This is a genomic window from Limnohabitans sp. Rim47 (assembly GCF_001517545.1).
Taxonomy (GTDB): domain Bacteria; phylum Pseudomonadota; class Gammaproteobacteria; order Burkholderiales; family Burkholderiaceae_C; genus Limnohabitans_A.
Genome location: NZ_FBYA01000001.1, coordinates 295,602 through 307,509 on the forward strand (window position 1 = coordinate 295,602; position 11,908 = coordinate 307,509).

The following is an 11,908-nucleotide window of genomic DNA, read 5'->3' on the forward strand; positions in this document are numbered from 1 at the left end:
CATACAAAAAGACAAGTCCCGAGCATAGCCTGACTTCGTGCCCCTGGCTGTCGACCCGATTCAGGCCCTTGGTGTGGGTGAAATCCGGCCCATTAAAATTACGGATAGGTAAACTAATTTATCTATAGTAAATTACGGCCTGTCGCACCGAGAGGTGCTTTTGACCATTCTGGAGCTCTTCACATGGGTGCTTACGTCAACCCGATTTATCCCTATAAAGGGCCTGCCGACTTGATGTCGAACCCGCCCCAGCGCAAAGCGCTGATCGTGATCGGTGCCGGGCCAGTGGGCTTGGCGGCGGCCATCGACGCCCGACTGCAGGGCTTGGATGTGCTGGTTCTGGACGACGACAAAACCGTCTCGGTGGGCTCGCGTGCTGTTTGCTATGCCAAGCGCTCGCTTGAAATCCTGGACCGTTTGGGCATTGCCGAGCAAGCCTGCGACATGGGCGTGAGCTGGAACATTGGGCGCACCTTTCTGGAAGAAGCCGAGGTCTATCAGTTCAATTTGGTGCCCGACGCAGGCCACAAGCGCCCAGGCATGATCAATTTGCAGCAGTACCACGTCGAAGAGATGCTGATTGCCCGGGCCTTGGCGCTGGGTGCCGACATCCGTTGGCAACACAAGGTGACCGCCGTCACGCCGTCTGCTGACCACGCTACCCTCACGGTCGAAACGCCCGATGGCACGTTTGACATCGAAGCCGACTGGCTGGTGGTGGCCGACGGCGCACGCAGCCCGGTGCGCCGCCACTTGGGGCTTGACATCGAAGGCCGCGTGTTCCAAGACCGCTTTTTGATCGCCGACGTGATCATGAAAGCCGACTACCCCGCTGAGCGCTGGTTTTGGTTTGACCCGCCTTTTCACCCCAACCAAAGCGTGCTGCTGCACAAGCAAAGCAACAACGTTTGGCGCATTGATTTTCAGCTTGGCTGGGACGCCGACCCCGAAGAAGAAAAGAAGCCCGAAAAAGTCATTCCGCGCCTGCAAGCCATGTTGGGCGACGACCGGCCCTTTGAGTTGGAGTGGGTCAGCATCTACACCTTCCAGTGCCGCCGCATGACCGACTTTCGCCATGGCCGCGTGTTGTTTGTGGGCGACGCGGCGCACCAGGTCTCGCCCTTTGGCGCTCGCGGGGCCAACTCGGGCTTTCAGGATGCGGACGATCTGATGTGGAAACTGGCGCTGGTGATCAAGGGCCAGGCCAGCGAGAAACTGCTCGACACCTACGCGCACGATCGCCAGTTTGCCGCTGACGAGAACATCATGAACTCGACCCGCTCGACCGACTTCATCACGCCCAAAAGCCGCACCAGCAAGACCTTTCGCAACCAGGTGCTGGCGCTGGCCAAGCATTACCCGTTTGCCCGCAAGTTGGTGAATTCGGGCCGCTTGTCGGTGCCCTCGTTCTTGACTGGCTCGGTGCTCAACACGCCCGATGCCGACGCCTTTGAGGGCAATATGGTGCCCGGTGCCCCGATGGACGACGCGCCGGTGCAAGTGGCTGGGCAAGACGCCTGGCTGCTCGACCAAGTGGGCAAGGGCTTTCAGATTTTGTGGTTTGTGGATGCACCGCCCTCGCCCGCGCAACTGGCGCAGCTCGCCGATGTGGGCGTGCAGGCTGACTGCGCGCGTCCAGGCGCGGGCGCGCATGCACAGCCCCTCAAGCCCACCATCCTCATCGTGGCGCCGCGCTTGCTGAGCATCCCCGGCATGGACGTCATCGTTGACACCCAAGGCTTGGTGGCCAAGCGCTACGACGCCACACCCGGCACCACGTATTTGCTGCGCCCCGACCAGCATGTGGTGGCCCGCTGGCGCAGTCTGAACGCGAACGCCGTGCAAGCCGCCTTGGCCCGCGCAACAGGTCTCAATGTGGGTGGCCACATGGGCCAGGCCTGACCCGCAGCAAGAACTGACATGAGCACCGACATGAACACCGCTTTGAAAACAGACCCCAACTTCCACGAAGCTGGCCGCCGATTTTTCCGTGACTTCTCACCCGGCGACGAGTTTTATGAACACCTGATCGACGCCCACAACGGCCTGAGCGACGAACAAAGCGAAGCACTCAACGCCCGCCTGATCTTGCTGTTGGCCAACCACATTGGCAATTTGAAGGTGTTGCGGGAGGCGCTGGGGAAGGCTCGGGAAAGCGCCTGAGGAGGGTGCTGTAAAGACAGACTCGCACCGGTTGCAGTTGCTCATAAAGACCTGTTTTTTGTCAATCTGACTGCCAAGCTGGCATGGACACCTGATCAAGCCGGGTGTGACAGAAGGGCACCGTCATGCCCGACTTGAATCTCATTGAGCGCCCCCGCCAGCAATGACGCCAACCCCACCACATTGCTCGCATGCGCAATGCTGTCTGTGCTCCAGAACTCGCCCACACCTGCTGCGTGAATGCGTTGCAGCGCATCGCCTGCCAGCAGGGCGTGCGTGACGGCCACGTCCACACTGGCAGCGCCTGCGGCCAAGGCCAGCGCTGCGGCTGTCGCCAGGGTGTGGCCGCTGCTGGCCACGTCGTCCAGCAGCACCACGACTTGGCCGCGCAGATCGCACGGCGGCAGCGTGATGGCCACGGCGTGGTCGCCGTGGCGCACTTTGCTACACACCGCATGTTGCAGACCGTGGGCGGCAGCGGCTTGTGTGACCCATTGCGCTGATTCGCTGTCTGGCCCCAGCAAAAATGCGCCGGGGCGGTGCTGCGCAATCCAGTCGCCGAGCAGTGGTGCCGCACTCAGCGTGATGGCTTGGCGGGCCGGCACGGCCTCGGCCAAAGTGGCCACCCGGTGCAGGTGCGGGTCTACGGTGATGAGCGCATCGAACAGCGTGGCCAGCCATGCGCCCACGATGCGTTGGCTGACCGCCTGGCCTGGGGCGAACGCCATGTCTTGCCGCATGTAAGCCAGATAGGGCGCAACCAGGCTGATGTGTTGTGCGCCCAGCTGGCGAGCGGTGGGCGCGGCCAGCAGCAGCTCGGTCAGTTTGTCGCCCGGCTGGTGCAGGCTGCGCAGCAACACCACACGCGGCGGCAAGTGCGCGGGCAGTGTCAGCTGGATTTCGCCATCGGGAAAGCGGTGGCTTTCCACCCGGTGTGGCGCCAGGCCCGTGGCATTGGCCAGGCGCAAGGCGGCGGGGGCTTCGTCTTCAAAATACAGCAGGGCACCGGGGGCATCGGCGGTATCGGGTTTGGGCATCACAACTCCAGCGCTTCAATTTGGCGGTCAAAACTCGACAAACACACGCGGCACTTCATCGGCCTGGCCCAGTGTGTAGCCGCTGGCTTTGTGGCACAGCTGCGCGGCAAATTCGAGGTCGCTCGGGTAGGCGGCATGCACGCGGTACAGCGGCTCGCCTTGCGTGACGCTGTCGCCCAGTTTGTGCAGCAGGTCCACCCCGGCGCTTTGTACTTTGGGGGCTCCGGCCATGCGGGCCACGCGGGCGATTTGCAGGTTGTCGATGCCGATCACCACGCCGTCGGTGGGTGCACATATTTCCAGTGTGAGCGCCCCCAGCGGCGGGTGGTTGTGGTCAAACGGGCGTGCGCCTTGTGCGGCGATGATGGCTTGCATGCGGCTGAGGGCTCGACCCGAATCGAGGATGTCGCGTGCGATGGCAAAGCCGTCACCGCCGCGCACATCGGGGCTGGCTTCGATCAAACGCCCGGCCAGTCGCAGCGATTTTTGCCGCAGGTCGTTGGGTGCACGCGGGTCGTTTTCGAGCACGCGCATCACGTCGCGGGCCTCCAACATGGGGCCTACGCCTTGGCCTACAGGTTGGCGTCCATCGGTGATGACCACTTCGAGAGACAGGTGCATGCGCGTGGCCACGTATTCAAACAACCTGCGCAGGCGCTGCGCATCGGGCATGGAGCGCACTTTGGCCGTGGGGCCGATAGGAATGTCCAGCACCAGATGGGTGGAACCGGCCGCGATTTTTTTGGACAGGATAGAGGCCACCATCTGGGCGGGTGAATCCAGCGACAGCGGCCTTTCGACCGCGATCAGCACGTCGTCGGCCGGAGACAAATCGGCTGTGCTGCCCCAGGCCAGGCAGCCCCGGTGGGTGCGCACGATCTCTGAGAGTTTTTCAAACGGCAGTTCGACATCGGCCAGCACTTCCATGGTGTCGGCCGTGCCTGCGGGCGAGGTGATGGCGCGCGATGAGGTCTTGGGACAAAGAATGCCGTAGGCCGCCAAGATGGGCATGACCAGCATCGACGTGCGGTTGCCGGGGATGCCGCCGATGCAGTGTTTGTCGACCACCAGGGGCTCGCGCCAGTCGAGACGGCGACCGGCAGCCACCATGGCTTCGGTCAGAAAGTACACCTCTTCGCGGTCCATCTCGCCCCGGTTGGTGGCCACCACAAACGCCGTGAGTTCGATCTTGGAATAGTGGTGCGCTGCGATGTCCTGCACGATGGCATGGAAGTCGTCCTGGTTCAGGCGTTCGCCATCGATCTTGCGAAACAGCGCTTCCATTGACGCCGGAGGTTCGGCTTGCGAGACCGACGCGGTGTGTCCGTCGGGAATGCCCAAATGTTGAAAGGCGTCTTCGGACAAACCCACTTCGCCGCAGGCCACGATGCTGTCATCGTCCACCACATTCAGCGTGGCCAGCACATGCCGCCCATTGGCGCGTACTTGTATTTTGGACAGTGCCTGAAAACCCTCAGCGCGGTACACGGCGCAGTTGCGGTTGAGGTAGGCCACGTTTTCTCGGTAAGTGTCGATGGCCACACGGCGCAAGGACAAGGGCGATGCTCGCTCGGGCGGGCTTTGGGACGGGGCTGTGGGTGTTGTTGTGGCCATGATTTTCAGCCTACACCGAAACCACAGGCGGTGGCACGCCCGCCACGCGACAGGCGTTGATGTTGATCAAGGTTTGCGTTCTGGGCAGCCGCCGCGTTCGCGGGTGCGCGCGTTGTCAGTCCGTCACCCCGGAGATTTGGCCACACAGGCCATCCCCGTCATGGGGTTCAGCTGCGCTGCAATTTGTAGACGGCGGTGCCCGCCATCAGGTTGGGCAATGTCCGAACTTCATGGCCGTTTTGCAGGCCAAAAGCGTCCACCACTTGCAAATGGTTTTTGCGGGCCAGATCACCAAAGTCAGCAAACGTGCCCACGCGGATGTTGGGCGTGTCGTACCACTGGTAGGGCAGGCGCTTGGTCACGGGCATGCGGCCTTGCAGCACGCTCAGACGGTTGAACCAGTGCCCAAAATTGGGGAAGGCCACGATGCCTACGCGGCCCACACGCACCGTTTCGCGCAACATGGTTTCGGCATTGCGCAGGTGTTGCAGGGTGTCGATTTGCAGCACTACATCAAACGATTGGTCGGCAAACAGGCTCAGGCCTTCGTCCAGGTTCAGTTGCAGCACATTGACGCCGCGTTGCACACAGGCGTGCACATTGGCATCGCTGAGCTCCACGCCGTAGCCGGTGCAGCCATTGTGCTGTTGCAAATGGGCCAGCAAAGCACCGTCGCCGCAGCCCAGGTCGAGCACGCGGGCGCCGTGCGGCACCAAGCGGGCAATGGCTTGCATGATCAGGGGATCGCTCATGCAGCACCTCCTTGGTTCAGGGCTTTGGCCATGTTGTCAAAGTAGGAGCGCACCACATTCAGGTAACGCGCGTCGTCGAGCAAAAAGGCGTCGTGCCCGTGTGGGGCGTCGATCTCGGCGTAGCTCACGTCCCGGCGGTTGTCCAGCAGGGCCTTGACCATTTCGCGGCTGCGGGCGGGTGAAAAGCGCCAGTCGGTGCTGAAGCTGACCAGCAGGAACTGGCAGCTGGCACGGGCCAGTGCGGCCGACAAGTCACCGCCAAAGGCGCGCGCCGGGTCAAAGTAATCCAGTGCGCGGGTGATCAGCAAATAGGTGTTGGCGTCAAAGTATTCGCTGAACTTGTCGCCTTGGTAGCGCAAATAGCTTTCGATCTGAAACTCCACTTCTTGCGTGGAGTATTTGTAGCCAGTGGCGTTGTGCGTGACGGCCTCGCGCAGTTCACGGCCAAATTTTTCGTTCATCACGTCGTCACTGAGGTACGTGATGTGGCCGATCATGCGGGCGATGCGCAGGCCGCGCTTGGGCACCACGCCGTGTTCGTAAAAGTGGCCCTCATGGAAGTCTGGGTCGGTCACGATGGCGCGGCGGGCCACTTCGTTGAAGGCGATGTTTTCGGCGTTCAGGTTGGGGGCGCTGGCCACCACCACCGCGTGCTTGACGCGCTCGGGGTATTGCAGTGTCCAGCTCAAGGCTTGCATGCCGCCCAAGCTGCCACCCATCACAGCGGCCAGCTGTTCGATGCCCAATGCATCCAGCAAGCGGGCTTGCGCGTTGACCCAGTCTTCCACGGTGACCACCGGAAAGTCTGCGCCGTATACGCGGCCTGTGTCGGGGTTGACATGCATGGGGCCTGTCGAGCCAAAGCACGAGCCCAGGTTGTTCACCCCGATCACGAAAAATTGGTTGGTGTCGAGTGATTTGCCCGGGCCAATCATGTTGTCCCACCAGCCCAGGTTGTGGGCTTGGTCGGCATACACGCCCGCCACATGGTGCGAGGCGTTCAGGGCGTGGCAGATCAGTACCGCATTGGACTTGTCGGCGTTGAGCGTGCCGTAGGTTTCGTAGCTCAGTGAATAGCCACGGATGGACGCGCCGCTTTGCAAAGGCAAAGGGGCTTCAAAGGTCATCGACTGGGGCGTGGCGATCAAATTCATGGTGCAAATGAAAAAACCCGATAACACTCAAGAAGCGGTACCGGGTTGGATCGGCCTCTTTAGCTGCATTTTGGAATCCCTGAGGTTCCTGCGCCCGCAAGCTGGAGCAAATCGGCGCGATGCAAGTATAAATCAGCCCCAGCCCAGCAGGGCCACAGCGCCCAAGACGGCAAATATGCCCGCCGATATCAGGTGCACCAGTCGCAGAGGCACGCGCTGGGTGATGGCGTCGCCCAGCCACACCACTGGGGCGTTGGCCAGCATCATGCCCAGTGTGGTGCCTGCCACGACCAAAAACCAGGCGTTGTATTGCGCCGCCAGCATCACGGTGGCGATCTGGGTTTTGTCGCCCATTTCGGCCAAAAAGAAGGCCACCAAGGTGGTGAAGAAAACGCCCATGCGCGGTGCGCTGTCGCCTTCATCGTCGTCGAGCTTGTCGGGGATCAGCATCCACACCGCCATGGCGATGAACGAGGCGCCCAACACCCAGCGCAACATGTCGGGGCCCATCATGGTCGTGACCCAGCTGCCCACTGCGCCCGCCAAACCATGGTTGGCCAGTGTGGCGACCAGAATGCCCAGAACGATGGGCCAAGGCTTGCGGAAGCGGGCGGCCAAAACCAGTGACAGGAGTTGGGTTTTGTCACCCATTTCAGCCAAGGCCACGATGCCGGTCGAGACGAGGAATGCTTCCATATCAATACGCTGCGCAGTTTATAAAAGAACGAATCTTACGTGACCCACTTTCGGGCATGAGGGTGTCGTGCATCAATTTGGGCCTATTTCTTGCTTTCGTTTGGTGCGCCAAGGGTTTTTAGGCCCTTTATGCACCAAATCAATTCAAAAAACCTTGAGAGATGGCTATGGAAGCACTGAAACAGGGCGCGGACGCGCTATTTATATTGTTGGGCGGCATCATGGTCTTGGCCATGCACGCCGGTTTTGCGTTTTTGGAGCTGGGAACAGTTCGCAAAAAGAACCAGGTCAATGCGCTGGTCAAGATCTTGGTCGACTTCTCTGTCTCCACCGTGGTTTATTTTGTGGTTGGCTACAGCGTGGCCTACGGCACGAACTTCTTTGTCGGTGCCGAGCAATTGGCGGCCAAAAATGGCTATGACCTGGTCAAGTTTTTCTTCTTGCTGACCTTTGCTGCGGCCATTCCCGCCATCATTTCGGGCGGCATTGCCGAGCGTGCCAAGTTCTGGCCCCAGCTGATCGCCACTGCTGTGATTGTCGGTTTTGTCTACCCCTTCTTTGAGGGCATCGCTTGGAACCAGCACTTTGGCGTGCAAGCCTGGATCAAGGCGGCCACGGGCGATGAATTTCACGATTTTGCCGGTTCGGTGGTCGTACACGCCATGGGCGGCTGGATCGCTTTGCCGGCTGTGGTGCTCTTGGGCGCTCGCTACAACCGTTACCGCAAAGACGGCGTGGTTTCGGCGCACCCCCCGTCAAGCATTCCTTTTCTGGCGCTGGGCTCGTGGATCTTGATCGTGGGCTGGTTTGGCTTCAACGTGATGAGCGCCCAAACACTGGACAAAATCTCGGGCCTGGTGGCGGTCAACTCGCTGATGGCCATGGTGGGCGGCACGCTGGTCGCCTTGGTCTTGGGCAAAAACGACCCAGGCTTTGTGCACAACGGCCCTTTGGCCGGTTTGGTGGCCGTGTGTGCCGGATCGGACCTGATGCACCCGTTTGGTGCATTGGTGGTCGGCGCTGTGGCGGGTGGTTTGTTTGTGGTCATGTTCACCCTGACCCAAAACAAATGGAAGATCGACGATGTGCTGGGCGTTTGGCCTTTGCACGGCATTTGCGGCGCTTGGGGCGGCATTGCCGCAGGCATTTTTGGCGCGACATCGCTCGGTGGTTTGGGTGGCGTCAACCTGAGCGCGCAATTGATCGGTACCGCCATGGGCGTGGGCTGGGCGCTGGTGGGTGGGGTTTTGGTCTATGGTGTCCTCAAATTGACTTTGGGTTTGAAACTCAGCCCCGAAGAGGAGTTTGATGGCGCCGATTTGACCGTTCACAAAATCAGTGCCACGCCCGACCGCGAAGTGAGTTGGTAAAACAACGGAAATGTGCTGCAACGCACATTCTGTTGATTTTCCCGGGAATATCACTTGCATTTATTTTTGTTTTCTCGCTCATAATTGCCACACTTCACTGTCAGAAGCAGCGAAGTCATGTTCGCGGTGACCAGATCAGTTTCGCTTTCCATCCGAAGTTTTCAGGTTTGTTGAATGCGTTTTCGGAGCTTCATCGCTTTTATCTCTGTGTTTTGAGGAGTCCCTTTCATGGGCAACAAACTTTACGTCGGCAACCTGCCTTACTCGGTTCGCGACAGCGATCTTGAACAAGCTTTTGGTGAATTCGGTGTGGTCACCAGCGCCAAAGTCATGATGGAACGTGACACTGGCCGCTCCAAAGGCTTCGGCTTTGTGGAAATGGGCAGCGACGACGAAGCTCAAGCTGCGATCAACGGCATGAATGGTCAGCCTTTGGGTGGCCGCAATGCGGTGGTCAACGAAGCCCGCCCCATGGAAGCACGTCCTCCCCGCACAGGTGGTGGCGGCTTTGGTGGCGGTGGTGGCTTTGGCGGTGGCCGCCGTGAAGGCGGCGGCGGCGGCGGTGGCGGTTACGGCGGTGGCCGCGAAGGCGGTGGCGGTGGCTACGGCGGCGGTCGTGAAGGCGGCGGCGGTGGTGGTTACGGCGGCGGTCGTCGCGAAGGCGGTGGCGGCTACGGCGGCGGCGAAGGTGGTGGTGGCGGTTTCCGCAGCCCCTACGGCGCAGGTCCTCGTGGCGGCAACGGCGGTTCTGGCGGTGGCGGTCGCCGCGAAGGCGGTGGCGGCGGCTACGGCGGCGGTTACTGATTCACGCGTCTGGCCAATCTGACGGTTGGCCAATGAATTTGACAAAGCCCTGCTCTGCAGGGCTTTGTTGTTTGTGGCGCTTGAGCCCAGCGTCAGTTTTTAGGTTTGGGCATCAACATGCCGCGTACGCGACCTTGCAGCAGGTATTCCCCTGTGTTGCTGTTGAAGTTCATGGATTCGGCATTGAACACGTCGGTGTCGCGGGTGATCTGTACAGGGTCAGATGACACCACGCGGTCTTCGTCGGGCAGCGCCACCAAGCGTTCACCCCGGAGTTCAATCTTGGGGCTGCTGTCGTGCGGATGGCGGATGGCGTAGGCACTGCCTATCAGCGTGACTTTTTTGCCATCGTCTGTGGCGATGCCTTGTGTGGCGCGGGCATTCATTTGTGTGCCGGTTTCGCTTTCGGCGTAGATGCGCACTTGTTCAATGTTCAAGGCTTCGGTTGCCGGGTAATGTTGCGCTTGGGTGCCGCTGACTTCGCGCGTCATACGGCCGCGGGCATCGAACGATGTGACCGAAAAATCAGCCAGGCGGTAATCGGGGTCTTGGCGCACAGGTTTGTTGGCTGTTGCAGTCAACAGTTCGGGCACGCTTCTGACCAGCCACCAACTGCCCGATGCCAGCAAAGCCATCACGATCAAAGGCAGGTAAACGCTCAGTTTGTCGAGCAAGCGGCGTCCCCAGTTCATGCGGATGGGCCTGTGTGTGCGCTGATTCCGACCTGGGCCAACAGCTTGGCGTAATGCCCGCTGGCCACCAGCAGCAGATCGCAAAATGCGCGTGCAGCACCCTCGCCACCCCGTTCTGTGGTGATGTGGTGCGCGACCGCTTTGGCTTGTGCGTGCGCGTTGGCGGGTGCGCAAGCAAATGCGGCGCGTTGCATGACGGGCAAGTCGGGCCAGTCATCCCCCATGGCCGCAGCCTGTGACCAGCTGAGCCCCAGAGTTTGTAAAAAATCTTCGGCAGCAGGACGCTTGTCTTCTGTGCCAAAACGCGCGTGTGCAATGCCCAAAGCCTTCAGACGCAAGCGCAGTGCAGGCGAGTCGCGGCCGGTAATGACCACGGGTGTGATGCCTGCTTGTTGCAGCAATTTAAGGCCTTGCCCGTCCAGCGTGTTGAAGCGTTTGAGGGCCTCACCTGCTTCAGAGAAATAAAGGCCGCCATCGGTCAACACGCCGTCCACGTCAAAAAAAGCAACGCGAATGCCCTGGGCTTGCAGCAGCAACTCGGGCGGGTAGTTCAAGGCGGGGATGAGGGTTTGCATGTCAGATCACTTTGGCCCGCATCAGGTCGTTGGTGTTGATGGCACCGCACAAGTGCCCGGCATCGTCGATGACCAGAATGCTGGTGATGCGGTATTGCTCCATGATGTCGGCCGCTTCGACGGCCAGCGCATCGACGCGAATGGTGCGCGGCTGGCTGTTCATCACATCGCGTGCTTTGAGGCTGCGCAGGTCGGCGCCTTTTTCGATCAAACGACGCAGATCACCATCGGTGAACACGCCCAGCACGCGGCCATCGGCGTCGGTCACTGATGTCGCCCCCAGGCCTTTGCTGCTCATCTCGCGCATCAGCGTGGTGAACTCGGCGTCAGGCCCGACCTGCGGCACATCCGTGCCTTTGCGCATGACATCTGACACATGCGTCAACAGTCTGCGGCCCAAAGAGCCGCCGGGGTGTGAGCGGGCAAAGTCTTCGGGCTTGAAACCCCGCGCATCGAGCAATGCGACGGCCAAGGCATCGCCCATGGCCAGTTGGGCTGTGGTGCTGGCTGTGGGCGCCAGGTTCAAGGGGCAGGCTTCTTTTTCGACCGAGCAGTCAAGCAACACATCCGCATGACGGGCCAATGAAGAGGTTAAACCGCCAGTCATGGCAATCAGTGGCACGCCTTGGCGCTTCAACACCGGCAGGATGGCCACGAGTTCATCACTCTCACCGCTGTTGGAGATCGCCAGTACGACATCGATCGTCTGAATCATGCCCAGATCGCCGTGGCTGGCCTCGCCCGGATGGACAAACATGGCGGGTGTGCCGGTGGAGGCCAAAGTGGCGGCAATCTTGCGGCCAATGTGCCCGCTCTTGCCCATGCCGGTGACGACCACGCGGCCTTTGACACCCAGCACCATGTTCACGGCATTGACAAAACGATCATCAAGTCGGGCTTTGAGTTGCAACAAGGCCGAGGCCTCGATGTCGAGGGTCTCACGGGCGAGTTGCAGGGTTTGGGCGGTATTGGCGAGCATGGCTGCATTTTATCGGGCACCGTGCAATGGCCTGCGCAGATGGCGCTCGAGCCCACACAAGGCACTTGTTTG

Annotated in this window: 12 protein-coding genes; 4 read left to right on the plus strand and 8 right to left on the minus strand. The window is 60.7% G+C overall.

The window, feature by feature from the left end; all coding sequences use genetic code 11:
- The first annotated feature begins 183 nt into the window (after positions 1-183).
- Both BN3544_RS01315 and BN3544_RS01320 read left to right on the plus strand, forming a co-directional pair.
- Positions 184-1,902: an FAD-dependent oxidoreductase gene (locus BN3544_RS01315; RefSeq protein ID WP_019431056.1), complete on the plus strand. Its 1,719-nt coding sequence runs from the start codon at positions 184-186 to the stop codon at positions 1,900-1,902.
- Between the two features lie 18 nt (positions 1,903-1,920).
- A complete protein-coding gene (locus BN3544_RS01320) occupies positions 1,921-2,163 on the plus strand; it encodes a DUF2783 domain-containing protein (RefSeq protein ID WP_019431057.1) in 243 nt (80 codons plus the stop codon).
- Between the two features lie 95 nt (positions 2,164-2,258).
- On the opposite strand, the gene BN3544_RS01325 is transcribed toward BN3544_RS01320, so the two are convergent.
- From BN3544_RS01325 to BN3544_RS01345, 5 genes are all read right to left on the minus strand, one after another.
- Entirely contained in the window at positions 2,259-3,200 is a 942-nt protein-coding gene (locus BN3544_RS01325) for a ribose-phosphate diphosphokinase (RefSeq protein ID WP_019431058.1), read from the minus strand.
- A 27-nt stretch (positions 3,201-3,227) separates the two neighbouring features.
- Positions 3,228-4,814, minus strand: a complete 1,587-nt coding sequence (locus BN3544_RS01330; RefSeq protein ID WP_019431059.1) for a thymidine phosphorylase family protein — start codon at positions 4,812-4,814, stop codon at positions 3,228-3,230.
- Between the two features lie 167 nt (positions 4,815-4,981).
- On the minus strand, positions 4,982-5,566 hold the full coding sequence (gene metW / locus BN3544_RS01335) for a methionine biosynthesis protein MetW (RefSeq protein ID WP_019431060.1): 585 nt from the start codon (positions 5,564-5,566) through the stop codon (positions 4,982-4,984).
- Complete coding sequence (locus BN3544_RS01340) at positions 5,563-6,720, minus strand: homoserine O-succinyltransferase MetX (protein WP_019431061.1); 1,158 nt, start codon at positions 6,718-6,720, stop codon at positions 5,563-5,565. The genes metW and BN3544_RS01340 overlap by 4 nt, the downstream gene beginning before the upstream one ends.
- A gap of 132 nt (positions 6,721-6,852) precedes the next feature.
- Positions 6,853-7,416, minus strand: coding sequence for a TMEM165/GDT1 family protein (locus BN3544_RS01345; RefSeq protein WP_019431062.1), 564 nt, complete (start codon positions 7,414-7,416; stop codon positions 6,853-6,855).
- Between the two features lie 167 nt (positions 7,417-7,583).
- On the opposite strand from BN3544_RS01345, the gene BN3544_RS01350 reads away from it, so the two are divergent.
- Together BN3544_RS01350 and BN3544_RS01355 are read left to right on the plus strand one after the other, a co-directional pair.
- On the plus strand, positions 7,584-8,786 hold the full coding sequence (locus BN3544_RS01350) for an ammonium transporter (protein ID WP_019431063.1): 1,203 nt from the start codon (positions 7,584-7,586) through the stop codon (positions 8,784-8,786).
- Positions 8,787-9,014: 228 nt separating this feature from the next.
- Entirely contained in the window at positions 9,015-9,590 is a 576-nt protein-coding gene (locus BN3544_RS01355) for an RNA recognition motif domain-containing protein (RefSeq protein ID WP_019431065.1), read from the plus strand.
- A gap of 92 nt (positions 9,591-9,682) precedes the next feature.
- Here BN3544_RS01355 and lptC read toward each other — a convergent pair whose 3' ends face one another.
- The 3 genes from lptC to BN3544_RS01370 are packed head-to-tail and all read right to left on the minus strand — an operon-like array spanning position 9,683 to position 11,836.
- On the minus strand, positions 9,683-10,282 hold the full coding sequence (lptC, locus tag BN3544_RS01360) for an LPS export ABC transporter periplasmic protein LptC (RefSeq protein ID WP_019431066.1): 600 nt from the start codon (positions 10,280-10,282) through the stop codon (positions 9,683-9,685).
- Positions 10,279-10,857, minus strand: coding sequence for a KdsC family phosphatase (locus BN3544_RS01365; protein WP_019431067.1), 579 nt, complete (start codon positions 10,855-10,857; stop codon positions 10,279-10,281). The genes lptC and BN3544_RS01365 overlap by 4 nt, the downstream gene beginning before the upstream one ends.
- A gap of 1 nt (position 10,858) precedes the next feature.
- Positions 10,859-11,836 (minus strand): KpsF/GutQ family sugar-phosphate isomerase, encoded by a 978-nt coding sequence (locus BN3544_RS01370; RefSeq protein WP_019431068.1) that lies wholly within the window; start codon positions 11,834-11,836, stop codon positions 10,859-10,861.
- Between the last annotated feature and the right edge of the window lie 72 nt (positions 11,837-11,908).

What these genes read in the sequence shown, in the direction of transcription:
- BN3544_RS01315 (WP_019431056.1), top strand. Translation starts at nt 184, where the DNA reads ATGGGTGCTTACGTCAACCCGATTTATCCCTATAAAGGGCCTGCCGAC.
- BN3544_RS01320 (WP_019431057.1), top strand. Translation starts at nt 1,921, where the DNA reads ATGAGCACCGACATGAACACCGCTTTGAAAACAGACCCCAACTTCCAC.
- BN3544_RS01325 (WP_019431058.1), bottom strand. Translation starts at nt 3,200, where the DNA reads ATGCCCAAACCCGATACCGCCGATGCCCCCGGTGCCCTGCTGTATTTT.
- BN3544_RS01330 (WP_019431059.1), bottom strand. Translation starts at nt 4,814, where the DNA reads ATGGCCACAACAACACCCACAGCCCCGTCCCAAAGCCCGCCCGAGCGA.
- metW (WP_019431060.1), bottom strand. Translation starts at nt 5,566, where the DNA reads ATGAGCGATCCCCTGATCATGCAAGCCATTGCCCGCTTGGTGCCGCAC.
- BN3544_RS01340 (WP_019431061.1), bottom strand. Translation starts at nt 6,720, where the DNA reads ATGAATTTGATCGCCACGCCCCAGTCGATGACCTTTGAAGCCCCTTTG.
- BN3544_RS01345 (WP_019431062.1), bottom strand. Translation starts at nt 7,416, where the DNA reads ATGGAAGCATTCCTCGTCTCGACCGGCATCGTGGCCTTGGCTGAAATG.
- BN3544_RS01350 (WP_019431063.1), top strand. Translation starts at nt 7,584, where the DNA reads ATGGAAGCACTGAAACAGGGCGCGGACGCGCTATTTATATTGTTGGGC.
- BN3544_RS01355 (WP_019431065.1), top strand. Translation starts at nt 9,015, where the DNA reads ATGGGCAACAAACTTTACGTCGGCAACCTGCCTTACTCGGTTCGCGAC.
- lptC (WP_019431066.1), bottom strand. Translation starts at nt 10,282, where the DNA reads ATGAACTGGGGACGCCGCTTGCTCGACAAACTGAGCGTTTACCTGCCT.
- BN3544_RS01365 (WP_019431067.1), bottom strand. Translation starts at nt 10,857, where the DNA reads ATGCAAACCCTCATCCCCGCCTTGAACTACCCGCCCGAGTTGCTGCTG.
- BN3544_RS01370 (WP_019431068.1), bottom strand. Translation starts at nt 11,836, where the DNA reads ATGCTCGCCAATACCGCCCAAACCCTGCAACTCGCCCGTGAGACCCTC.